The sequence below is a fragment of the Desulfuromonas acetoxidans DSM 684 genome (assembly GCF_000167355.1).
Lineage (GTDB): Bacteria > Desulfobacterota > Desulfuromonadia > Desulfuromonadales > Desulfuromonadaceae > Desulfuromonas > Desulfuromonas acetoxidans.
Map to the genome: position 1 here is coordinate 89,585 of NZ_AAEW02000010.1, position 23,385 is coordinate 112,969.

The 23,385-nt window shown below is 50.8% G+C and carries 19 protein-coding genes; 6 read left to right on the top strand and 13 right to left on the bottom strand.

Annotated elements, in window-relative coordinates; all coding sequences use genetic code 11:
• Nucleotides 1-326: 326 nt before the first annotated feature.
• Entirely contained in the window at nt 327-1,691 is a 1,365-nt protein-coding gene (locus DACE_RS09880; RefSeq protein ID WP_006000832.1) for a SulP family inorganic anion transporter, read from the top strand.
• A gap of 18 nt (nt 1,692-1,709) precedes the next feature.
• On the opposite strand, the gene DACE_RS17345 is transcribed toward DACE_RS09880, so the two are convergent.
• The 6 genes from DACE_RS17345 to DACE_RS09910 form a co-directional block, all read right to left on the bottom strand.
• The gene (locus DACE_RS17345) at nt 1,710-3,416 is read right to left on the bottom strand and encodes a sensor domain-containing diguanylate cyclase (protein ID WP_006000834.1); all 1,707 of its coding nucleotides are present in this window, start codon (nt 3,414-3,416) and stop codon (nt 1,710-1,712) included.
• Nucleotides 3,413-3,844 carry a type 2 periplasmic-binding domain-containing protein gene (locus DACE_RS09890; protein ID WP_006000836.1) on the bottom strand — a complete coding sequence of 144 codons (432 nt, stop codon included), beginning with the start codon at nt 3,842-3,844 and terminating at the stop codon, nt 3,413-3,415. Before DACE_RS09890 ends, DACE_RS17345 begins: the two co-directional genes overlap by 4 nt.
• Nucleotides 3,844-5,061, bottom strand: a complete 1,218-nt coding sequence (locus tag DACE_RS09895; protein ID WP_006000838.1) for a hypothetical protein — start codon at nt 5,059-5,061, stop codon at nt 3,844-3,846. Before DACE_RS09895 ends, DACE_RS09890 begins: the two co-directional genes overlap by 1 nt.
• A gap of 220 nt (nt 5,062-5,281) precedes the next feature.
• Nucleotides 5,282-6,124, bottom strand: a complete 843-nt coding sequence (locus DACE_RS09900) for a formate/nitrite transporter family protein (RefSeq protein WP_006000840.1) — start codon at nt 6,122-6,124, stop codon at nt 5,282-5,284.
• 487 nt (nt 6,125-6,611) lie between these two features.
• Complete coding sequence (locus tag DACE_RS09905; protein ID WP_006000843.1) at nt 6,612-7,901, bottom strand: ATP-binding protein; 1,290 nt, start codon at nt 7,899-7,901, stop codon at nt 6,612-6,614.
• A 9-nt stretch (nt 7,902-7,910) separates the two neighbouring features.
• On the bottom strand, nt 7,911-8,624 hold the full coding sequence (locus DACE_RS09910; RefSeq protein ID WP_040366925.1) for a winged helix-turn-helix domain-containing protein: 714 nt from the start codon (nt 8,622-8,624) through the stop codon (nt 7,911-7,913).
• A 380-nt stretch (nt 8,625-9,004) separates the two neighbouring features.
• On the opposite strand from DACE_RS09910, the gene DACE_RS09915 reads away from it, so the two are divergent.
• Nucleotides 9,005-9,595: an outer membrane beta-barrel protein gene (locus DACE_RS09915; RefSeq protein ID WP_006000848.1), complete on the top strand. Its 591-nt coding sequence runs from the start codon at nt 9,005-9,007 to the stop codon at nt 9,593-9,595.
• 188 nt (nt 9,596-9,783) lie between these two features.
• On the opposite strand, the gene DACE_RS09920 is transcribed toward DACE_RS09915, so the two are convergent.
• Entirely contained in the window at nt 9,784-10,806 is a 1,023-nt protein-coding gene (locus tag DACE_RS09920; protein ID WP_006000850.1) for a lytic murein transglycosylase, read from the bottom strand.
• Between the two features lie 212 nt (nt 10,807-11,018).
• On the opposite strand from DACE_RS09920, the gene DACE_RS09925 reads away from it, so the two are divergent.
• Nucleotides 11,019-11,849, top strand: a complete 831-nt coding sequence (locus DACE_RS09925) for a protein phosphatase 2C domain-containing protein (protein ID WP_006000852.1) — start codon at nt 11,019-11,021, stop codon at nt 11,847-11,849.
• A gap of 43 nt (nt 11,850-11,892) precedes the next feature.
• On the opposite strand, the gene DACE_RS09930 is transcribed toward DACE_RS09925, so the two are convergent.
• The gene (locus DACE_RS09930) at nt 11,893-13,137 is read right to left on the bottom strand and encodes a glycosyltransferase family 4 protein (protein WP_006000854.1); all 1,245 of its coding nucleotides are present in this window, start codon (nt 13,135-13,137) and stop codon (nt 11,893-11,895) included.
• 283 nt (nt 13,138-13,420) lie between these two features.
• Here DACE_RS09930 and DACE_RS17350 point away from each other — a divergent pair, with 283 nt between their 5' ends.
• From DACE_RS17350 to DACE_RS09945, 3 genes are all read left to right on the top strand, one after another.
• A complete protein-coding gene (locus tag DACE_RS17350) occupies nt 13,421-14,122 on the top strand; it encodes a DUF4388 domain-containing protein (protein ID WP_006000856.1) in 702 nt (233 codons plus the stop codon).
• 11 nt (nt 14,123-14,133) lie between these two features.
• Complete coding sequence (locus tag DACE_RS09940; RefSeq protein ID WP_006000858.1) at nt 14,134-16,023, top strand: substrate-binding domain-containing protein; 1,890 nt, start codon at nt 14,134-14,136, stop codon at nt 16,021-16,023.
• Nucleotides 16,024-16,313: 290 nt separating this feature from the next.
• The gene (locus tag DACE_RS09945; protein WP_006000860.1) at nt 16,314-19,478 is read left to right on the top strand and encodes an HD domain-containing phosphohydrolase; all 3,165 of its coding nucleotides are present in this window, start codon (nt 16,314-16,316) and stop codon (nt 19,476-19,478) included.
• Between the two features lie 113 nt (nt 19,479-19,591).
• On the opposite strand, the gene DACE_RS09950 is transcribed toward DACE_RS09945, so the two are convergent.
• From DACE_RS09950 to trxA, 5 genes are all read right to left on the bottom strand, one after another.
• The gene (locus DACE_RS09950) at nt 19,592-20,020 is read right to left on the bottom strand and encodes a hypothetical protein (RefSeq protein WP_040366879.1); all 429 of its coding nucleotides are present in this window, start codon (nt 20,018-20,020) and stop codon (nt 19,592-19,594) included.
• A gap of 678 nt (nt 20,021-20,698) precedes the next feature.
• On the bottom strand, nt 20,699-22,021 hold the full coding sequence (locus DACE_RS09955; protein ID WP_006000864.1) for a hypothetical protein: 1,323 nt from the start codon (nt 22,019-22,021) through the stop codon (nt 20,699-20,701).
• 157 nt (nt 22,022-22,178) lie between these two features.
• Nucleotides 22,179-22,538 carry a hypothetical protein gene (locus DACE_RS09960; protein ID WP_040366885.1) on the bottom strand — a complete coding sequence of 120 codons (360 nt, stop codon included), beginning with the start codon at nt 22,536-22,538 and terminating at the stop codon, nt 22,179-22,181.
• A 33-nt stretch (nt 22,539-22,571) separates the two neighbouring features.
• Nucleotides 22,572-23,045 (bottom strand): glycine/sarcosine/betaine reductase complex selenoprotein A, encoded by a 474-nt coding sequence (gene grdA / locus DACE_RS09965; protein ID WP_081449992.1) that lies wholly within the window; start codon nt 23,043-23,045, stop codon nt 22,572-22,574.
• A gap of 18 nt (nt 23,046-23,063) precedes the next feature.
• Entirely contained in the window at nt 23,064-23,381 is a 318-nt protein-coding gene (trxA, locus tag DACE_RS09975; protein ID WP_006000873.1) for a thioredoxin TrxA, read from the bottom strand.
• Nucleotides 23,382-23,385: the final 4 nt, after the last annotated feature.

Here is a 23,385-nt window from a genome sequence, read left to right on the forward strand (position 1 = left end):
GCCTGCCAGCTCAACGCCGCTATTGCCGCTATTTTTTTCAACGATAAATACTACGCTCAAATTCTGGGATGTCAGATTCATTTTTGATATCGCAGTTATGATTTTGTTGATGTGGAAATAGAACGAAATCTCTTTTCTTCCAAAGATGTGAGAATAAATAATATATTGAATTAACAAGGTTTTTTTATTTCTTTGTGTTGATTGAATATCGTCATTTTTATGTGTAACTTGACTTAGTAGAACATTGTTATTTGATCTTGTTGTTGTTCGGATCGGCCCGTGTTCTGAAAGGGTGACCGAGGCGATGTTTTTACAGGGAGGGGGCTGTGGACGATTCTGCCAAACTTTCACTGGAAAATATTCTACGGAACTGTGTCATTGGTTTTACCGTCAGTTTTATCGCGTTGAGTCTAGGGGCGGCGTTGGGCATCCTTTCCGGGCGGGGCGCTTTTTCAGGCATGCTGTCCGCTGGTATCATCGCCCTGATCACAGCTTTGTTGGGGGGGACACGGGTACAGTGTTCCGGCCCGACCGCGCCGATGAGTGCGGTCAGTGCCGTGGTGGTGGCGTTTGCCTATGAGCGCGTGGCCATGTCCAGTCAGGCGGATCAATTTATCAATCTGGTGTTTTTGCTCACCGGGTTGTTGCTGCTGATGATGGCATTGTTGCGACTGGGGCGCTTTATTCGCCTGGTCCCCAATGTGGTGGTGTCCGGGTTTATGAGCGGCATTGCCCTGCTGATCTGGCAGGATCAACTTTATGTTGTGTTTGGCTGGGGAGACAAGCTGGCTCTGAAAGGCGGCATGGGAGCCAATGCTGTGGTTGTGGTGGCGACTCTGGTGTTGATTTTTGTTCTGGCGCCGCTGATGCGGCATCTGGTCGGGCGGCGTGCTCGTTTTCTCCCCTCGACCCTGCTGGCGATTATCCTGGTTTCTGTTGGCTGCGCCTTGTTGTGCCCCGAGGTTGAAAGAGTCCAGATCAACGGTTCCTTCGGTGGTGCGGATTTCTTCGGTTTTATCCAGCAACAGTGGCCACGGGATTGGTCTTTGGCCACGCTGAAAGCGGCGTTGCCGTTTTCCATTCAGCTGACATTGTTGTGTTACCTCGACACGCTTCTAACCTCTTTGGTGGTTGATAAGATGAGTGGTGAAGTAACGCGCCAAAATCAGGAGTTGATGGCGCAGGGCGTTGCCAGTGGCGCTTGCGCACTGGTTGGCGGAATTCCCGGTGCCCAAGCGACAATCCGTTCGGTACTGATGCTCAAGGAGGAGGCGAATCTACGCCTGGCCGGGATTGTGACCGGGGCCTTTGTTTTGATTGAAATGATGCTGTTTCAGGAATGGATCAATTATATTCCCAAGGCAGTGTTTGTCGGTGTGCTGATGAAAGTGGGCTATGATGTGTTTGATTTTATGCCGCTGCGTTTGTACCTGAAGCAGCTTGTGACCAAGCGTTGGTATCAGTGGAAGGACTTTTTTTCGCGTCGCGATGAGCGGGAGATCTATGTCACCAATCGCGAAGGATTGATGATCAGCGGCACTGCTGTGGTGACGCTGGTGATGGATCTGAATCTTGCTGTTGGCGGTTTTACTCTGCTGTTTTATCTGCACAACCTTGTGTTGAACCGGAGCAATCCGATGCGCGACCTGGTGCCGGAGAAAGAAACCGAAGTGTTTTACACCGAGCAGTAGTTGTGGCGAAAACCGGCTCTATTCTGCGGGGTCAATGCAGCAGGTATAGTCATGTCCGGCGCCACTGTAGCCGTTGCCGCCACTGTGTTTGGCCACATACATCGCTTTATCTGCGGTGGAAATAAGGGTGTCGGTATCTTTGCCATCACCGGGAAAGACACTGATGCCGACACTGACCCCCAGCTGATGGGATAACGAGCCGATCTGGATGGGGGTGAGGATGGTGCGAATCACTTTCTCAGCCAGGGGCACTGCTGCGTTAATGTCAGGCAGGCCGTTGAGGATGATGATAAATTCATCGCCGCCAATACGGGCAACCGTGTCGTCTCCGCGCAGGGTTTCCTGCAGACGTTTGCTGATCTCCTGCAAGGCGAGATCCCCGAATTCGTGGCCCAATGTGTCGTTGATCGGCTTGAATTTATCCAGATCAAGGTAGAGCAGCGCAAAAATGCGTCCATGACGTTTTGCATCGTGGAGTGCATGTTGGAGTCGGTCGAAAAACAGGTTGCGATTTGCCAGCCCGGTCAGCGGGTCGTGATGGGCCAGTTGTTTGAGTTTTGCCTCGGCCTGTTTCAATTCGGTGACGTCATCGAACAGGCAGATCAGCGCGTTCAGGTTGCCCAGATCGTCATACATGGGCGCGCCGGAAAAATGTAACGGGATCTCCTGGCCTGATTTACTGGTTGCACAAATTTCAGTATTGCGAATCGACTCGCCGCGAAATAACTTTTTGATCCGTTCCGGGCTATTGTGAGCATCCTGATCGCAATCAACTAAAAGCGTTAACGGTTGACCGATGAGTTCCTCTTCGCTAAAGCCAAACAAATCCTGTGTCTGAGGGTTGACTTTATGGATGGTCAGGTCGGGACGCAAGACCACCAGGGCTCCCGACATATTATTGATAATATTGTCGACATAATTTTTAGAAACCGTCGTTCTGCCGAGTTTTTCCGTCATGTTCCAGAAAGCTGCGGCCAACTGGCCGATCTCATCGCTGTTGTTTTCCAGGGCGGGTTTTTTCAGACTCAACCCCTGTTCAAACCGCTCAATATTTTCCTGAATGTGTCTCAACGGAGCGACCAGCAGGGCACTTGAAACCTGACTGACCGAAAGGGCAACAATAAAGAGGACAACCATGAACAGGACTGAAAGCAAGATGATACTGTTCAGGGCGCGATTTTTATGTTGCTCAACTTCAAGCAGCAATGCGTTGTTAAGAGTGGTTGCCAGAGAGTGTAATTCGTCGCCAAAGTTTCTTTGGGCCTCACTGAATTGTTGGATCTCTGTCTGGCTGGTTGCCGAGAAGATATTGCTGGCAATCTTTGTATGGAGCTGTTCCGCCATGGCGGAGAGTTGGAGGTAGTCTTTTCTGACCTGTTGTAACTTAGTGAGATCTACTGGGCTGGTTGGATGGGTTTTTGTGACCTGAATCAATTGATCCAACGGATTGAGAACGTGGTTGTTCATTTCAGCAGCTTGTTGAGAAAGTTCAACCTCAGCCAGTAGAAAGGCGTCTTCATATTCCTCTGTTTGTTGCTCAAATTGTTTAAGCGCTTCATTGCCCAGAGTGGTCAGCGGGATGTGGGTGGCTTGCAGATGGGTCAGACGCTTGTATTGATAGATGTTGACATAGAATCCAACCAGGGTTGCCGCGAAATAACCCATTAAAACAATGGTTACGCACAGCCATACTTTTGCCCGAATACTCCGAAACCAGACGCTCATGGTGCGATCATCACCTCTTTGATACGAGGGTCGTTGATTGGCGAGAGGATAAACCCGATGGCACCGGAATGTTCTGCAACATAGTCGATGATGTGCTCGTCAGTGTCAAATTGAGCCGGAAGCATACTGTGCCCTGAGTAGAGTTGCTTGCGCCAATACATGGAGAATTGTCGAGGCGTCTTGTGGACAATCGTTTGGCAGAATTCATCCATGGCGGATGCTTCAGAGTTGATGGCGAGAGCAACGCGTTCCCCATGCGTCCATTTGCGGGTTTTACCAAGAAAAATACGATTGAGCTCCGAACGGCTCAGTTGCTGTTGCGGGTTCTGTGCAGACACAACAACTCGCAATGCTGATTCAACCGTCGTTGCATAGACCGGCGGCAGGCTCAGCAATATAATCAGAATGGCCAGGATCGCATATCTCATCAGAAAACCACCGAAAGTCTGGCCGCAAAATAGCTCCAGTACCGTTTGGGAGCATCATTGATGACACTGAGTTGCATGGCGCTACCGTCGACATAGTGGTATTCAAACTTCAAATTACACCAGTCATTAATGTCGTAACGCACACCTGCACCGATATCCTTGCGCCAGCCTGTATAGGGTTCTGCCTGGGGGCGTTCATCGCTGTGCTTGTCATGTTTCATCCGATAAAATTCATCGTAAAGCAGCGAGAATGTCCAGCTTTCAACAGGGTTATAACAGACCATGACATACCAGGACTGTGTCGGACCATCCAAAGACGTTGAGCCGAAAATGGTTGTGGTTCTGTCCGTTTCACTGTATTCGCTGGCGATAAGCCACTGTTCAGCACTGTATTCTGCTGAAAAAACAAAGCGGTTATGTACCAGGGTGCTTCCTGCCGGTTGAGACGAGTCGTTGAGATAAAGGCTTGCCTTGCTGTGAAAAAGGGTGAAGCTCAGGCGCAGTCCCAAGGGGGTGTTGTAAACCAAAGCACCACCGTACAGATCATCACTTTCACGATCCAGAGATTCATAGCTGTCAGGGATTAATGGATTCTGTTTGCTGCCCGGCAGTGTGTTATTCCGCTCAATGATGGCCATGGCCGAGTTTACGTTGTTCTGTTCAAGCTGACTTTCGTCTGGCACGTCTGTTTGTCCGGTGAACAGGTGGTAATCCACATCGCCAAATTTTCCACAGGCAATATTGCCGTACACGCCGACACCGATATAGGCCAGATTGCTGTCGCGACGGCTTTCGTCATAAATACTTTGCGGCAGAAACACCATCGGCAACAGGAACTGTGAATCACGCACCTCATTGTACAATCCCAAAGGCATTTTTACTTTACCGGCGCGAACACCGAAAAAATCCAGCGGGTGGTAATCGATAACGCCCCAATCCAGAACAATGCGATTTTCGTTGTAATCACCCAGGTTACGGTAATATCCCTGAGCACCGATGCGTAACGATTGGAATGGCCGCCAGTTGAGATTGAGCCCAATATCGCTCATCTTGATTGATCCTGAGCGACTGTGAGCCAGGAAGTTGTTGTTGTGACTGTTGATGTAGCCTTGTGAGGCAAAGCCGTGGAGTTGAATGTTCTCTCCCAAGTCTAATGCATGGGCCATACTGGTGAACAGAACAAGCACACAGAGGGTGGTGAAAAAAAGACGATGCATGTAAAACCCAGGACAGAAATAGGAAAAGTGGCCATCAATTGAAATCGGAAATGCCGATGAAAATAGCTCTTTCATTTTGCTTTTTCTATTTATTAATGTCAATGTCAAAAATGGCGAGGAGTGGTTTAACGTGGTGTAAGCGAAGGGAAAAGTGACGGGGGGATGTGTTCAAAAGTGGGATGAAATTCTGTTTTGTTGGTCTGATGCGCTGCGCTGTGGATTAGTGATCTGCTCGGCGAATGTAAACCAGCCAGTACAGCCCACCGACAAAGATACTGCCACCGACAAGATTACCCAAGGTGACAACCAGTAGATTGTCGATCCACATGCTTGACCAGTTCAATGAAGCCATAACGGTAGGGTCTGGCTCTATCATGGCCTGAACATTTGGCCATTGTCGGGCAAAAATACCCGCCGGGATGAAGTACATATTGGCAATTGCGTGCTCGAAGCCGGAAGCGACAAACGCCATAATCGGAAAGAAAATGCCGAGGATTTTACCGCCGATGTCCTGAGCCGCCATGGCCAGCAGGATCGCCAGGCAGACCAGCCAGTTACATCCCACGGCGCGGAAAAAATAGGCCAGATTATGGGAGCTGTCTGCCACGGGCTGGGAGACTTTGGCAACAGCAATCTTCACTGCGGATACTCCGATCGGCCCATCAAGAATCCCCGTTTGTCCGGCAATCATCCAGGCAAGAAACAGCGAACCGGCCAGATTGCCGATATAGACCAGCAGCCAGTTGCGCATCATGTCTTTCCAGGAGATCTGTCGTTGTAACAAAGAGACACTCATCAGGGTATTGCCGGTCCACAATTCTGAACCGGGAATGATCACCAGCATCAGACCGAGACTGAATACCGCCCCCACCGCAAGCTTCTTCATGCCCAGCCAGGCAAAGTCACCTGTGCCAACGACTGTTGCCAGATGTGCGGCAAAACCGATATATGCTCCCGCCAGAAAGCCGAGAACTAAAAGATCAACAAGGGGACGCTGCGCTTTTTGGGTCCCCCAGGGAACCAGAGCCTGTGCCAAGCCCTGAGGAGGGATGAAATTTGCCATGAAAATAATCCTTTCAATCTACATTGAAACCTGAATCAGTGAAGCTACCGGTGGCAGATCGCACAGCTCATTGAGCCGACTGAGCTTTGAAAAAATCACTACCGGATCTCTGGGGGCGACCCGGATTTTTTCAAACGCATTCAGCCCAAGCACGTGTACGCTCTTATTCACCTTGATCTTACTGATGCGGGTGAAAGGGAATCATACCTATTTAAGAACAGTGTTGCAATTTTTACCGCCGACACGGGACTGTTGGCATTGTGTTGCGGCCGTGGCAAAGGGTTTCGTTTGTTTCGTAAATGAAATTAACGGGTTGTTAATTTAATGTTGCCTTTTTTTGTGTGGTGAACGCTGTGTATTAAATGCTTCAACGGCAGCTTGATATTGAAAAAAAAATGCATAAAAACAATTAAAAATAGAATGGTTTTTGCTGTTGTTTCAAAGAAGGGTCAGCAATGATAACACCTGTCGACGGCTCAAGAGCCTATCACCAGAGGAGTGTAAAACGGGCGCCACCAAGCGGCGAGGCTTCCACCTGTACACTTCCGCCGTGCAGGGTGATGACTTGCTTGACGATGGCCAGGCCCAGGCCGTGACCGCCGGTCTCTTTACTGCGGCTGGAATCCAGACGGACGAACGGCTCGAAGATGCGTTCACGGTCGGCGACGGGAATGCCGGGACCGTCATCATCAATATGGATCAGGCAGCGGTCTTCCTGCGTCTCGAGAGTGACGACGATTTGCTTTTCGGCATACTTTCCGGCATTGAGAATCAAATTGCTTACTGCCCGGGCCATGTCACGCGGTGCGATGCGTGCCCGCATCTTCTGAGCGTCATCGGCAATCAGGCAGATGACCGTTACCTTGGCCAACGCGGGTTTTACCTCCGTCACGGTCTGCATCAGCCAGGGGGCCATGAGCTGCTCTTCCCGACGGAGCCCCGGAGCTTCCCGATCAAAGCGGGCATGGGTCAGAAGTTCCGACACCAGTTCGTCTAATTCATCAACATCCCGGTTGATTTCGTTGAGAAACATGCGTTGATCGGTTTTATTTGCCGGAGCGTGCGCCATTTCCAGAGCAAAGCGAATACGGGCGATGGGGGTGCGCAACTCATGGGAAACCGCCCGGGTCAGCTCCTTATGGGAGCTGATCAGCTGTTGTATCCGGCCGGCCATGTCGTTAAAGGTGTTGGCCAGGGGGGCCAGAGCCGAACGTTGCGGCAGTTGCGCCCTGGCACTGAAATCGCCCTGGCCGAAGGCCTGGGCTGCGTTGCAGATGGCGTTCAGCTTTGACCAGAACGGCCGTGCCCAGAGTAACGCCATCAGGCCGAAAAGCAGGGTGATGACCGCCCAGGACAAAAGATCGATCTGCACCGACGGGGCAAAATCCTTGACCGGACCCATGGCGATCACCGTGTCGGTTTTCGGGATGAGCCGGTAAAACATCTCACCGTTGTCTTTGACGACAATGAGGTGTTTTGTCAACTGTTGCCGCTCCGCCGTCGTCACGTGCAGATGCCCTGAATCGGTCAGGGCGAGCGGGTAACCGAAGTGGTTTTGCAGCTGTTCTATCCGGCGCTTCTGCTCAGCGGGCGTGAGTGGCTGGAGCTCGTTCAACAAGAGCTGAAAGGTTCCCCGGGTCAGATCCCGCCAATAGGCGATGTACTCTTCGTGGTAATAGTCTTGCAGCGGTTTGCCGATCAACAGTGGCTGCATGTACTGCAATCCGACCATGCTGATCATGATAAACAGGAAAAAAGAGAGAAAAATTCGCTTCATCGGCACGCCTCAAGCCTGCAGGGCAAACAGGTAGCCTTGCCCCCAGACTGTTTTGATGCGCTGGGGCCGGTCCGCGTCATCTTCAAGTTTCTTGCGCAGGTGCGAAATCGTCAGATCCACCGACCTGTCCAGCCCGTCGTAATCAATTCCTCTCAGTTCGCGGTAAATGGTGGCGCGATCCAGAATTTGTCCGGCATGGCGTGCCAGCAGCCAAAGCAGATTGAATTCGTTGGTGGTGAGGATGACCGGCTGCTGATTCAGCAGCACGCTTTGCGCGGTGTGATTGATCCGCAATCCGCCGAAGACCAGTTCATTGATGGGCACCGAGGCGGTGTCTGTCTCAGCGGCGGTTTTCTCCACGCGGCGCAGCAAGGCGCGGATGCGCGCCAGCAGGACCCGGGGCTGTACCGGTTTCTTGACATAGTCGTCGGCCCCCATTTCCAATCCGGCAACCTGATCCATATCATCTTCAAGGGCCGTCAACATCAGAATAGGGCCGCCGTATCCGGTGCGAACCTGTTGGCAGATGGTCAATCCGTCCAGGCCGGGCAACAGCAGATCCAGGACGACCAGGTCCGGCTGCTCGTCGAGAATTCGCGCCGGAGCGCTATCGCCCCGGCGTTCAATGGTGACGCTGAATCCCTGCTGGGTCAAATAAGAGGTGATCAGGTCCCCAAGCCTCTGGTCATCTTCAACCAGGAAAAGATGTTTTCGCATGGTCATGTGGTTTGATTTCGTCTGTTGGGGGTTCAGCACGGCCTCGGCGGCGCCGATGGTCTGTGCGTCAATGATAATGAAACTCCTGTCGCTCGACAAGCCGCAATGTTTTCCCGATGTAAAGACGCCGCAGGTTTGTTCATAACACGAAAGGGCACGGCGCAGTCCGTAGATCTTTTGTCTGCATTTGTATGATTTTGTAGCCTCTGTCGGCCCGAACCGACGGCCGTCGCGGTGGTGACCTTACAAATCCAGACAAATTCATACACAAATTCCACAGCTTGAGAGGCCTCTACGGCGTAACGTTGTGACGTGAAAACACGCGTCGGCAAAAGACGGCGCGTTAAGAACAATCCGACCTCGTCTTGATAAACAAAAGGAGATTGATGATGAAAAACATGACGTATCTGGTCCTGTCGGCTGTCGCGCTCGTTTTCGCGGCAGGTACGGCGTATGCAGGTGGTAGCGGTAACGGTTTCTATGTCGGAGCGGCGGCTGTCGGTTCCGGAGTTGTGGTCGACAGTGGAGGCAACACGGATAAGCTTGATGGCGATTCAAATTTTTCCGGCGGGATTTATGCCGGTTATAAGCACAGGATTTTTAAGGGAATGTTCGTCGCCGGTGAAGCTTTTTACCATGACACGTCTCAGGACGAAACGTTTTCCGACGGCGACAGGCTGGAACTCGATAGCCAATATGGCGTGAAGACCCATATCGGCTATGAGTGGGACAGTTGGTCCGTCTACGGAATCCTCGGTGCCGCCGCCCTCGACTATGAGATCACGCAGAATGGTGAGCAAACATCGGACGATCATTTCCGTGCCTTGTTGGGCGGTGGGGCCAGCTACCAGTACAATGAAAAGATCTCGACCAATCTCGAAGTGACCACCTGCGGCGATGAGATCAGCATCGCCGGGGATAAAAACAAAACAATGGGTCTTGTCACTTTACGGCTGGGCGTGAGCTATCATTTTTAACGGGCTGTTGAAAAACAGCCTGTAAGCAAGACGGAAAATCGCCTTTTCGGATTGCCTCGTTGAAAAGCTCCCGGATGGGACTTCTGTCAAGTCGATCAGGTGAACTCGGGGCTGCTTGGCACCTACGTCGAAGCAGCCCCGAAAAGGTTGGTTCTGTCGGGATTTCTCCGTGATGATCACGTCCGGGGTTATTTTTTTTCAACAAGCTTGTCGGCCAGTGTGCCAACCGTAATGGCAAACCGGTGCGACCGGTTCCAGCGCAGTAACGCGCGAAAATTATCATACACCAGATAGGTGGGGCCATTCAGACCATCCGGAGCAATCAACGAGGCGCGAAGTTCGGATGATGGCAGGGGCGAATCATTGAGTTGCCGAACACCATGCTCTCGCCATTGCGCCAGCGGCAATCGTGTTTTAAGCCCGATCAGGTTGTGGTTAAGATCTTTCGGAACCGTGACCTGGCGTCCCCAGGTTTGACCCGTCTGCCAATGTGCCTTTTCCAGGTAGTTGGCCATCGAGGCGAAAATGTCAGGAATTGTCGCCCAAATATCGATGCGACCATCCTTATTACCGTCGATAGCGTAATGATAAAATGACGATGGCATAAATTGGCATTGTCCCATCGCGCCCGCCCAGGAACCTTTCATGCGTGCCAGAGAAACATGTCCTTCATCAAGTATTTGCAAGGCTTTCAAAAGCTCTTTACGGAAATAATCACCTCGGCGTGAATCATAGGCGAGGGTTGCCAGGGCCTGAATAACCGAAAAGTTACCGGAATAAGCACCGTAATGGGTCTCAATTCCCCATAGGGCGATCAGATAGCGGCGCGGCACGCCGTAGCGTTGTTCAACCCGTGTCAGCCAGGTGGGGTAGCGCTCCAGCATGGTTCGACCATGCTCAATACGAGTGCCATTGATTTTTCCGGCCATGTAGCGCTGGAGGGTCGCTTTTTTTTCCGGCTGATTGCGATCGTGATGAATCACCTTTTTTTTGGGTTGGCGAATGCCGGATAAGGCGTTGTCAACCGTTGTGGCTGAAATCCCTGCAGCGATGGCATCCTGTCGCAAAACAGCCAGCCATTCGGTGAACTGATTCGAAGCCGTTGCAGCGCCCAGTGACATTGGCCACAATAACAGGACGGCAAGCAAAAGCCACCACTGCAGCGATGGGGGAGATGTCTGTGATGTTTTCAAAGGTTGTTTTGACAGCATAGTCACTTTTATCGCGGGGAATTGTTAGTTGCTGATAACAGTTTCACCTGTTTCTGTAAACCCTTTTAAGTCCCCTGTGCATCAAAAAAAAATATATATAGGGAAATGCAAATATTTGCAGCCGCAATATCGGAATTATCGATGTGACAAATTTTTAGCGCCTATGTATGATGCTGTTATCTGTTTTTCTTATTTGCGGGTGGCGTTTCATCGTGAATTTACACATCGACACATTGTGGCACCAAGGTTCAGGCCAATTTAACGAAGATCGGGTTCTTATCGAAGACAACCTGTTCGGGGTGTTTGATGGTGCCTCCAGTCTGGTCAAAAATCTTTATGATGAAAAAAGCGGGGCCTGGTGGGCGGCGCAGGTCGCGGCTGCGGAGTTTGCCTGCAATGATGATGATCTGCTGAATCTGGCGCGGCGATCCAACCGTCGGTTACGCGCGGCCATGGAGCAACATGGTGTTGATGTGGCGGATAAGTTACAGCGGTGGAGCACCAGTGCTGCCGTATTTCGGATGAACGGTGACGACCTCGAATGGGTGCAGACCGGTGATTGCCTGATTATGGCGATTGACCGGGACGGACAGCACCGGTTGCTGACGCCGTATTATAACCATGATGCGGAGACGTTACTTCAGTGGCAGCAGGAACCCGGAGAAACCGTTGATGATGCGTTGCGTCGTTTGCGGCCGCAGATTGAGCGGGTACGCCAGCGGATGAATGAAGATTATGGTGTGCTGTGCGGTGACGAGCGGGTGGAATCCTTTCTCCACCATGGTCGGATACGTCATGGTGAGTTCAGCCATGTCCTGGCGTTCAGCGATGGCTTGTTTCCCCCGTCTTCGGCTGGTGATGATCCTGATTTTGAGGCCATTGCCGAGCGTTATCTAGAAGATGGCCTCGACGGTGTCGGGCGCTGGGTGCGCCAGCAGGAGAAAGCCGACCCGCATTGTCGTCAGTTCCCCCGGTTTAAACCCCACGATGATATGGCCGCCATTGCTGTGTGTCTGGCTCCCGAATCCGCACGCAAAGCGTGAATCCTTTCAGCCGATCCATGCTGACACTCCGGCGCTAATGGCTTCACTGGTTCAGACGTAAAACCTGCTCATAAACCTTCTCAATTCTGCAGAAGGTACTTTCCCATTCATAATTGTGAATCACGTTCTGCACCACTTGTGGTGGACTGAGGGTCGGATTGTTTTCGATTGCTGTCAGTTGAGCTGTAATTTTATCCTGCAGTCTCTCGATGAAATCCTCTTCGCTATCGGGGTGAGGATGGTCGATAGTTTCCATTTCGGGCAATTCAACACGTTGCAGCCAATCGCAGGTCAGTGGACCAAAAACCTCTTTGATCCCTGGCAGATTGGTCGTGACCACCCGGCAACCACAGGCCAGGGCTTCAAGGACCACCAGTGGCACCCCTTCAAAAAAGGACGGCAGAATAAACAGGTGGCTCTTTTTAAGAATCTCAGCCAGTTGATCGGGTTTGAGACTGCCATGCAGGGTAACGCTGTTGCCGAGTTGCCGGGCCAGGGCGATGATCTCGTTTTTCTCCTCCCCTTTACTGTCACCGATCAGGTGAAAATGCCACCTTTTCTGTTTGAGGCGTTGCAGGGCTTTGATGAGCCAGGGAACGCCTTTGGCGCGACTGAGTTTGCCGACATAGACGATCTGAGTGGGATCGGTTGGCTTTTGGTCTGTTTGCGGGGCTTGGAACAGAGCGCTGTTAAACCCGGCACCGACAACGTGAATCCGTTGCTGATCGATTTCATACTCTTGGCTGATCTGTTCTTTTTGCCCTTCATTTAACGCACAGATTGCATCAACCTGACGACAGCCGTAGAGCACTTGAGGCTGTAAATGGCAGCAGGTGTGAAACTGGCGGAGATCGGAACCGTGGCAACTGGCAACCATGGGGATCTCCGGGAAGCGTTGTCGCGCCAGCGAGGTGAGTAACCACAGGTGATGTGCGTGGATGATGTCGGGTTGCCAGCGTTGGATCGCTGAACGCAGTCGCGCGTCAAAGCAGGCTTCATAGCGGGCCAGATCCTCTGCAGTGAGATCACAGAACCGGGCGCTGGGGTAAGGCATCACATCGCTCATGCCGACCACCTGAAAGTCCGTGTCCTGTCCAAAACGAACCAGTTCCGGTTCAGCGTTGCAGGGCAGGTGTCCGCAGTGGTCGGCAAAGTGAAAATCGTTGGGAACTCCGGCCAGCAGGAAATTGTCATGCCCTTGAAGACGGGCATGCTCCATGATGGCCTGTAAATACATTCCGCTTCCGGTCGAAGCGGGAATCTGGCTGAGGATATGGAGTATTTTCACGTCTGCAGCGTCCTGATGGTGAAATAATGGGTGTCTAATTTTTTACAGATTAGCATTTTCAATGCTGCTCGGCAAAGTGATTACGTTTACCTTTGAATGTTTGTTGAATAGACAGTCTGTATTTTTTAGCCGGGTTTGATCCGTCTCGTTCTAACGTCCAATTTTAAACTTCTTTCGACTTTTTATCCCGATCTAACAAATGGCGCGCATAAACAGTCAGTCGGCGTGGTGAGAGTGTGGGCACGATGACTATTGTCTTCGATTTGACTGAATGGAGGATGCGATGACGGGAAATACTGCTGAAGAATTGGGATTTACAGGTGAATTGCCAACGGTTGGATTGGCGGATTTACTCCAGATGCAAAACCAGAATGGATTTTCTGGAGCCCTTTCCATTCAACAGGGCGAGCACAAGGGCGCGATCTATTTTCATCAAGGCGATGTGGTTCATGCTGAGTATGGTCGTTGGCGCGGTCTGAAAGCGGTGTACATCATGTTGGGTCGTGACAAGGGACGTTTTTCTTGCCAAATGGGCCTTGAGCCACCCCGTCAGACGATTGATGTGACGATGAACCACCTGCTGCTTGAGGGCCATCGCTGGCTGGATGAGCTGACGGATAAACAGCGTGAAGCGCTGTTTTATGACGCACCGCAAGAGCGCAAAGTGAATCGGCTGGTTAAAAAATTATTGCCGATTCAGGGCGTTGAATATGCGGTGTTGTTCGATGAAAACGGCCAGCCCCATGAAGATGAGACCAATGCCGGTTTGCGCATGTCTGCCCAGGGCGATCTGATGCGTAATAACGGGGTTGAATTGGGGCGAATTCTCGGATTAGGCGAGCTGCGCAGTGGCATGTTCAGTGGTCGTGGTGGACATATGCTGTTGCTGATCTCCAATCTCAAGGCTTTGCTGGTCAGTATCAGTGGCAAAAAAAAACCTCAGTCTGTTGAAGCGGCTGTTCGCAAAACTCTTATGGATCATTAAACGGAACTCTTATGGCAGAGCAAACCAGTAAGACAGAGGGGCACAGCACCCCAGCTGATGTGGTCCAGAGACTCCTGAAGACCGCCGGTGTCAGTGGGGTGGTGTTATGTAGTCGTGATGGCGAGGTGGTGGGCCACGAATTACCGCATAACTTTACCCACAAAGATATGACGCGTCTGGGCAAGGTGATGAACCAGAGTCGCAGCGGGGTGGTGGCTTCGCTGGGTAAAGTGGAGACCGGCGATTTCCGCTACGCCGACCATCGGGTGCTGATCTACTATTTTTCCAAAGGGGAAGTGCTGCTTCTTTGTGAGCCGGATGTTAAACCGGAGGTGACACGACAGGCGGTATTAGAGCAGAAAGATGCGTTTGATACGTTGATGACCGGTGTCTTGAGTCAGCAGCGTAAAGAGAGCGCTGAGCCGCAAGCACCTGAACGGGCTTTTTCTGAGACGGCTGTTGAGCAAAAACAGAAACGCTGGCCGATGATGGTTGCTGTGACGGCGATTCTGTTAATAGGTGTGGCTTTCGGTTACTGGTGGAATATCACGACGTCACTGCCATCTGCCGTCGCTGTGGAAACAGCCACGCAGAACACGGTCGCGTCTGTTCAGGATGTGTCGACCCTGGAACCGCGCACCATTCTTGGTTTGCATGGTTCCAACACCATCGGAGCGAAATTAGCACCAGAACTGGCAAAAAAATATCTGCGCAAACTCGGAGCGAATCGTATCTGGATGAAACCCGGCGCCGAGCACGATGAGCAGGATATCTTTGGTCTCATCGATGGTGTCGACCTGTTGAAGATTGCTATTCAGGCGCATGGTTCCAGTACCTCGTTTAAAGGCCTTGATGCGGAGCTGTGTGATATCGGCATGGCATCACGGCGAATCAAAGATAAAGAAGTGGTGATGCTCGAACGGTTTGGCGATATGCGCCAGGCTGCGTCTGAGCATGTATTGGCGATGGATGGTATCGCCGTCATTGTCAATCCCGCCAACACCATCTCCGAGTTGAGTATGGCCCAGCTCGCGGGGCTGTTTTCTGGGCAGATCACCGACTGGGGCCAGATTCCTGCCAGCGGCTTGACCGGCCCAGTTGCTGTCTTTGCCCGCGATGAAAAATCGGGCACCTGGGACACGTTTAAAAATATGATCCTCAAACCGCGTAAACTCAGTTTGGCAGAGCAGGCCACCCGTATTGAGGACAGTCGTATTCTCACCGCGCAAGTGGCGAAAAATTCACAAGGGATTGGTTTTATCGGCCTGCCTTATATTAAACCGGCCAAGGCGATTTCGGTTTCAGAACAGGGGGCAGCCGGTGTGTATCCGACACCCTTTACTGTGGCCACGGAAGATTATCCTCTGGCACGGCGTCTCTATCTGTATTCACCAGCGTTACCGAACAATGACCACACCCGGGACTTTATCGAGTTTGCCCTGAGTGATTTAGGCCAACAGGTGGTTAACGAGGTTGGCTTTATCAAATTGACCGTTGAGGAACATGAGTTCACACTGCCGCAAACAGCTCCTGCCGACTATCTGGCTGCAACTCAGGGCGCAAAGCGTCTTTCGGTCACCTACCGCTTTAAAAGTGGTAGCACCGAACTGGATAATCGCGCTTTACGCGATTTGGATCGTCTGGTGGATTTCATGCATCAAGGGCGCAACCGCTATCGTCCGTTGATGTTGTTCGGTTTTGCCGACAATATTGGTGAAAACGATGTCAATCAGGTGCTGTCTGAGAAACGGACGCGTAAAGTTTCCACAGCTTTACAGAGCCGTGGACTCAATGCCAAAGTTGTGATGGGGCTTGGCGAGGCTATGCCTGTTGCCGACAACGCCACTTCAGCAGGGCGTGAAAAGAATCGCCGGGTTGAAGTGTGGATCAGCGAGCCCTGATCCTCTGCATGGAGCCATAATTTCGAAAGGCGTTGTTAAACCGCTTTTCGGGGAAATGTTTAAAGAGACGGGCACCTGCCTGTCTCTTTTTTTATGAGCAGTCGATCTGTAAGTCACTAGAATAATGGATGATTAATCGTGGATGAGGCCATATTTCTTATTTTTTATTATTTTATAGTTATTAGAAGGGTGTATTGTGTCTTTTAGACAAAATCTGTACTGACTCTCAATGTCCGATAAAACAATGGGTATGAGATACCTGGATTTAAAAGGATCAAGGAGTGGTGGTAATGGGGAAACAGACGCATAAACACAAACGATTTCGTCCCACCATTCGTTTGACTGTTGTGACGATTTTTGTGTTGGCAACGGTTCTTACGGCCGCTCTGGCTGTGGGTTTGCAGTATTATTTCAGCCGTAGCATGGCAACCAGAACAGCGATCAACCGTTTTGACGGTTTGGCCGTTGGTGCCGGAGAGTTTGTCAAAGCGATCGACAGACAGGCCACTCAGGCGACCCGATTGCTGGCCAGTTACCCCGGACTGGTCAAAGATCAATGGATTCGGCCCCAGGTGCGCAGTTTGTTTGCCGAGTTTATGGCGGCCAATCCAATGTTTTACTCGATTTATCTGGGGTTTGATAACAATGACTTCTATGAATTGATCAACCTTAACAGCAACCCTATTGTCCGTCGGCAACTCCACGCGTTGCCCGAAGATCGGTGGGTGGTGATTACAGTGCGGCGCGATGGTTCCGAGCGAATCAAGAGCTATGCCTATCTCGACTGGGAGTTTCAATTGCGCTCCCGGCGCAGTGTCCCCAGCGATTATAACGCCATCAGCCGCCCCTGGTTTGTTCAAGCCGGGGCGGATCATGTCAATAAAACCGCACCGTACCTGTTTCAGATTCTACAGGCGCCGGGGCAAACTTATTCAATGCGTCTTAAAGGTGGTGGGGCGGTTGTTGCGGTTGATATCTCTTTGAGTTCACTCTCCGGCTATCTGGCCGGACAACGCATTGATGGTGCTGGAGATATCTACCTGTATCAAAAAAGTGGCGAGGTGATTGCCTCTGACCTTGGGGCGGATCGCCGCGCAAGACTGCCCCACGTCGAGCCTTTGGCGTTATCGGAAAGCGAGCAGGCTCTTGTTGCCGCTTCAGGCACGCTTAAGGTCTCCAATGAAACCAACTGGGCGCCGATCGACTTTGCCGTTTCCGGGCAGCCGAATGGCTACAGTGTCGATTATTTGAGCCTTATTTCGCAACTGACTGGTCTATCGTTTGAATATGTCAACGGTTTTAGCTGGCTGGAACTGGTTGAGCGGTTTCGTAACCAGGAGATTGATGTGTTGCAGTCCCTCTTCCGCACCGAGCAAACGCAACACTTGGGACTTTTTTCAGACCCCTACCTCTCCTTGCCGTACTCCCTGGTGACCTTACCCGATCATGCGCCGGTGACTCATATCCGCCAGATGGAAGGCAAAACACTGGCCATTCCTCGGGGCTGGTCGATCATTGATGTCATTGAGACGAATTTTCCGCGCATCACGGTTAAGGAAGTCGCCACCAGTCGCGAGGCGCTTGAAGCGGTCAGCCGAAAAAAGGCAGATGCCGGATTGGATTTTGGCGAAATTCTTCATCATATCGCCCGGCACTATTTTTATACTCAATTGCAATATCATGACGCGGTTCAGTTTGATCCGGTCGCCTTTCCCCACGAACTCCATCTGGCTGTTTCTGCCGATAAAGCTGGCTTGTTGTCGATTCTCAATAAAGCGATTTCTGCTGTGAGCGATGCTCAAAAACAGGCTTTGGCCGCCAAGTGGTTTGACGATCAGCCACGCCAGAGACAGGGGGTTGTTCCTTATGAACAACTGGTGACTCTGGCCGGGCACCCCCACAAACAACGTCGTTTAAACCAATTTATCATCAACGGTGAACAGGTGTTTATTTATGTGACTCCGTTTGCTCAGGTGCACCGGGCGGATGAGTATCTGGCGATAGTTATGCCGGTGGATGCTGTGCTACAGCCGGCGTTGGAGAGAGTCACATGGTCAATTCTTTTCACGGTTGTGTTGCTGCTGGTGCTGTTACCGACACCGTGGATTTTTGCCTCCCCCATTGTGTCACCAATTAAAGACCTGGCAAAAGAAAATGAGAAAATTCGTCTGCGCCGCTATGACCAATTGCGCATTCCCGACAGTCATATCAAGGAAATTCACGATCTCGGTGTGTCGATGAAAATTATGGCCGCTTCAATTCGTGATTATGAAATTAAACAAAAAGCGTTGATGGATGCGTTTATTCAATTGATCGCCCAAGCCATTGACGATAAATCTCCCTATACCGGCGGGCATTGTAAGCGAGTGCCCGAGCTGGCGTTTATGCTGGCAGAACAGGCTGAGCAGAGTAGATTGCCTTCTTTTGCCGATTTCAGCTTTGAAAGCGACGAGCAATGGCGTGAATTTCGTGTTGGTGCCTGGCTGCACGATTGCGGGAAAATTACCACCCCGGAACATATCGTTGATAAAGGCACCAAGCTGGAAATGATCTACAATCGCATCCATGAAATCCGTACCCGATTTGAGGTGCTGTGGCGTGATGCTGAGATTCGCTATTGGCAACAGTGCCAACAGAACCCTGACCAACAAGCCCTGTATCGTAAAGAGAGGGACGCTGCCCACAAACAATTGCAGGATGACTTTGTCTTTGTCGCCGGTATGAATGTTGGTGGGGAATTTCTTGATGAACAAAAAACACAGCGTTTGCAACAACTCGCCAGCGTAACCTGGACACGTCATTTTAGCGACCGATTGGGCCTGTCACCGGTGGAAGAGCTACGGCTGCACGGTAAGGAAACTCCGCTGCCGTGTGAGGAGCCGCTTCTGGCCGATAAGCCTGAACATGTGATTTCCCGAGATCATGCGGTGCATTACGATTCCCATCTTGGCATTCGTATGGAAATTCCTGAACACAAAGCCAACCACGGCGAGCTGTATAATCTGCTCGTTGAGCGAGGCACATTGACCACAGAAGATCGCTTCAGGATTAACGAACATATTATCAGCACGATTCGCATGCTGGAGGCATTGCCATTTCCTCAAGATCTGGCGCGTGTGCCTCGCTATGCTTCGACCCATCATGAAACGATGCGTGGTGATGGCTATCCTCGTCGCCTTGCTGGTAGCGAGCTGTCCATTCCCGAACGGATCATGGCACTGGCCGATATCTTTGAAGCCCTCACCGCATCGGACCGCCCTTATCACAAGGCCAAGCCCGTCAGTGTTGCCATCGATATTCTTTACAGCATGGTGGAACAGGAGCATGTTGACCGCCAAGTCTTTGAGCTGTTCCTGACCAGTGGCGTGTATCTGGAGTATGCCCGTCGCTTTTTGCCGTCGGAGCAGATCGATGATGTTGATATCCGCAGGTATCTATCGTCTTCAGATGCTTAATTAAAAGGAATCGGCTGGTAGAAGTGACAAACAAAAAGGAGATCCGTGATGGCGATCTCCTTTTTGTTTGTATGTTATCTGTGTTCCCCTGAACCAGGAGAGATGATGGCCTATCAGCCAAAGCGCGATTCGTAGACGCCTCCGGTTCCGTAAGCGTAACGGTATAGAAAATCGTTGATATCCTGGAGTTGTTTTTTCGTCAAAGAATCCCAGGAACCGTTTTTGGCACATTCAGGATAACGTCGAATAAAAACATTATCCCATCCTTGTTGTGTTTTAGATTCGACATAAAGAAAGTTGGCACCCACATCATTGCCACGATGATGGCAATTCATACAATTCTTTTTAAACTCTTTATTGCCGTCTTGCCACCACAGTGCTTGGTCGCCGAGAGGTCTTAGACCGAGGGCTGCATTGATCTCCGCATATTTGCAATGTTTCTTCTCCGGGGCAGCAGTTGGACATTCTTGCGCCTGGGCGAGAAAAGGCACTGCGAAGAGCATAATAGCCAAGAGAATAATGCTCCATGTTCTTTTTGTCATCAAGCGGTCCTCCATTTGTCTGATTGTGAGAGTACGTAAATAATTCAGAAGGCGTTGGGGGGGGCTTACACTGGGGGGATCGATCTCTTCTGATGTATTACGTTTCTCAATTGTGTCGTTTCCGTAGCTGGGGGTTAAGTGAATCCACGGGGTTGATCGTTAATTTTTTATGTACTACCGGACAATTAGCAGAGAAAGAGAGTTCATTTTATTCTCTTTACACCTTATGTCGTTTAGAAGACATAGTCAAATAAAACTATTTTGAAAAATGGATGTATCGGATTTGCCGATGTTAACCTGGTTCGCCAAACAACGGCGTCACGATTTATTTCGATCACGGTGAGGACGACGTTTTTTCGTTGGATGGCAACTCCGCAAAGCGTTGGAGGGTTCTTCACTTGGGGACGTAACAGCCAGAGTGCTGCCATTGTCGTGGCCAGCTTTCTGCTGCTCCAATCGGATTTGACCCGCTAAGGTGCATCCGGGGGGGGGATTGAAAAGTTAAAAAGCCTGAAAACTTGATGTTTTCAGGCTTTTTGAATTCTTGCTGCCGAAGGCCAGATTTAACCCGGCAACGGCGGAAGACTCAAATACAGCCCTGAATGTTCCTGAACTGCATAGATTCTTTTTTGTCATTGTGTGAACAGTTGTCTTTCCTTGTCCATCGTGTCAGCAGAATTAAAAATAGTAACCGACGTTGATGTTGAACTTGGTCTGCCAGTCAGCGTCTTTTTCCCCTGCGGCAAACGGATTGTTTTTGCCCCCGATATAGATGGCGTTATTACCCATAATGACGTCGAAGTAGGCGTAGATGTCACCGGCGGTGACCATGCAGCCCAAGGTGTTTATCTGCGAATCTTCAAAGCCGCTCTCTTTTTTGACCAAACGGCTGTAGTCGTTGTAGAACTTCAAATTATTGATCGGCCCCCATTCAACCGGAATGCTGTAGCTCAAATCGGCAACGATGATCGTGCCTTCAGCAGCCACTTCGTAGGCATCGTTGAACGCACCGATATAAACGATATCATCATCGACGCCTTTAGGGTTTTCAGGATTGTTATCGTACTCAATCACTTCAAGCTTCAGTCCCCATGGTCCATAGTTACCGTTCAAGTGGATGGCACCAGCCCAGTGCTCCCCCATATCTTCGGTAATGGTGTTGTAGAGGCCACCGTACTGGCCGGAAATGCCCAGTTCTGTCTGTCCAAGATCACCATGATTGAAGGTATAAGTCAGGCGCGCATTAAACTGGTTGGTTTCTTCATTGGCGGCCAAATCATTGCTCGACACGGTGAGCACATCGTATGAGTAGCGCTCGAGTTTCGATGAACTGCCCATCTCTTCATTTTTATAGAAAGCCAACTGCAGGTCCCAGGGGCCGTTTTTATGCAGAATTTTCAAACCCAGATCATAATCGGTGCCATAGCCGGTAAAGTAGGGGATTCCATACCAGAAATTGTTGGCAGCTTCCGGCATGATGCCGAATGGCACCATACTGATGCCCAACTGCGCTTCGGTCTTGTTGGTGACCTGATAAGCGAGGTATCCGAACTCAATAAAGTTATAGTCGCGGTACCAACGATAGCGGGCATTATAGCTTAGTTTGCCATACGACCCTTTGACACCAAGGCGAAACAGGTTGAAGTCGGCGTTGCCCCATTTCTCTTTGCTTTGGTCGTTGAAGTCGTTAAAGCAGTAACCGAAGCGCAATGCGCCATTGAATTCCGGGCCATGACGTCTGATTGCTTCGACGACATTTTCGACCACAGTCGCGGTCGTGACGGTGTCTTCAGCTTGGGGTTGAAGGGACCGTTCCTCTTCAGAGATGGGGGAAGTGGTCTCGTTAAGGAGCATTTGCTCCAGTTGTGCCATGCGCTGTTTTAGCGCGTTAAGTTCGTCGAGAACCGTTTGCTGATGATCGCTGGCAGCAAACAGTGGCGTGGCGAAAAGTAGTGCGAGGAACAACGTTGCCGGAGCGATGGTGCGGACGTATTGTGACATTGATTCATTCCTTTTCCAGGGCTCTGTCAAACATGATGGTACTCCGTTGCGGTGTATCCTGAACTGGAACGATCACACAACGGATACACCGCTTGACGGTTAATTCTTTCACCACCGAAAGAGAGAGAGTTACCCCGTTGGGGTGGCGAGTACTGGGTTATTTCAAAAACTCATAAGCAATGTTGGCCAACGCATCAGGATCGATATAGCGATCCTCAAGGTAGTATTTCGGTCTTTGATGATCCGGAATAATTGCTCCATACGTTGAGAAAAATTCATCTCTTCTTTCGTGATGTGACAGTAAGTTGAGTAATTTCCCAAAGCACTCCCAGGTGGAAAAATTGTTCTGTTTGAATTGATAATCGTCATCGTCAAAGCAACATTTCCACAATGACCCTTGGCCACATTTGCACAGCGCTTGCGTAGAGCTCGGGTTGTTTCGATAGCCGACAATGGTAGAGCCATGCCAGCATTCGCCCAGTATTTCTGTTAGGAACTTGTCTCTTTCAGTGTTCATCGTTGCCTCCATAGGCTGTTTTTCAACAGCCTGTTAGAGATACTTGCAGTACTGAGTTCTGATCTCAGTCATCTCTTCGACGATGCTATCGACATCAAGCACCATCTCCATCATCTCGATCTGATCGCTGTAAACCTCTTCAGGGACAGCAGCTTTAAATTCCGGCTCAACTACGTGGTAGACTTTGAGTCCCAACGGGACCCCTGCCAATGAACCTGCGAATGTCGGATCTCCATTAGATACGGTCTCAGCAGCGAGTCCTGCGGACTCCGCTTCAGCCGCGCCGACGAGAACGATGATGTTTTCACCACCAAACTCTTCGGTCATGGATTTCACGCGATTCTGGTTTTCCAGGTCCATGGCTCCAGCAGCCGTTCAGACGAAGCATTCCGTGGAGGAAAAGACTACGTCTGCGCCTGTGTTTTTGAGACATTCGACCACCGCAGGGGCGGGGATGCCGTCTCGGTCACCGATGATGATGACCTTCTTGCCGTCAAACATGTTCATCAGGCACGTTCCTTTCTTTTAGATATTTTTTACAATCATTGCGGCGATACTCGCCTTGGTCGCGTCGTCCTTGACGACCTCTTCCATTTTCTCCCCGTTTTTGTAGAGGACGACGGTGGGGAGACCGAGAACCCGTTGGCCAATCGCGAGGCGACGAGCCTTCGAGGTGTTCAATTTGGTGAATTTGACCTGTTCGCCGTATTGCTCTTCAAGCGCTTCAATGTCGGGGAGCAGAGCTTTACAGGGCTCGCAGCCGTCACCGAAGTAATCCACAAGAACAAAACCATTGGCGTCCAAAACTTCTTGCTGAAACGTATCTTTGTCGACAACTAACATGGGT

Bases quoted from the DNA above. Each gene is read 5' to 3' on its own strand.
- DACE_RS17345 (WP_006000834.1), bottom strand. From the start codon at position 3,416: ATGAGCGTCTGGTTTCGGAGTATTCGGGCAAAAGTATGGCTGTGCGTA.
- DACE_RS09890 (WP_006000836.1), bottom strand. From the start codon at position 3,844: ATGAGATATGCGATCCTGGCCATTCTGATTATATTGCTGAGCCTGCCG.
- DACE_RS09895 (WP_006000838.1), bottom strand. From the start codon at position 5,061: ATGCATCGTCTTTTTTTCACCACCCTCTGTGTGCTTGTTCTGTTCACC.
- DACE_RS09900 (WP_006000840.1), bottom strand. From the start codon at position 6,124: ATGGCAAATTTCATCCCTCCTCAGGGCTTGGCACAGGCTCTGGTTCCC.
- DACE_RS09905 (WP_006000843.1), bottom strand. From the start codon at position 7,901: ATGAAGCGAATTTTTCTCTCTTTTTTCCTGTTTATCATGATCAGCATG.
- DACE_RS09910 (WP_040366925.1), bottom strand. From the start codon at position 8,624: ATGACCATGCGAAAACATCTTTTCCTGGTTGAAGATGACCAGAGGCTT.
- DACE_RS09915 (WP_006000848.1), top strand. From the start codon at position 9,005: ATGATGAAAAACATGACGTATCTGGTCCTGTCGGCTGTCGCGCTCGTT.
- DACE_RS09920 (WP_006000850.1), bottom strand. From the start codon at position 10,806: ATGCTGTCAAAACAACCTTTGAAAACATCACAGACATCTCCCCCATCG.
- DACE_RS17350 (WP_006000856.1), top strand. From the start codon at position 13,421: ATGACGGGAAATACTGCTGAAGAATTGGGATTTACAGGTGAATTGCCA.
- DACE_RS09940 (WP_006000858.1), top strand. From the start codon at position 14,134: ATGGCAGAGCAAACCAGTAAGACAGAGGGGCACAGCACCCCAGCTGAT.
- DACE_RS09945 (WP_006000860.1), top strand. From the start codon at position 16,314: ATGGGGAAACAGACGCATAAACACAAACGATTTCGTCCCACCATTCGT.
- DACE_RS09950 (WP_040366879.1), bottom strand. From the start codon at position 20,020: ATGACAAAAAGAACATGGAGCATTATTCTCTTGGCTATTATGCTCTTC.
- DACE_RS09955 (WP_006000864.1), bottom strand. From the start codon at position 22,021: ATGTCACAATACGTCCGCACCATCGCTCCGGCAACGTTGTTCCTCGCA.
- DACE_RS09960 (WP_040366885.1), bottom strand. From the start codon at position 22,538: ATGAACACTGAAAGAGACAAGTTCCTAACAGAAATACTGGGCGAATGC.
- trxA (WP_006000873.1), bottom strand. From the start codon at position 23,381: ATGTTAGTTGTCGACAAAGATACGTTTCAGCAAGAAGTTTTGGACGCC.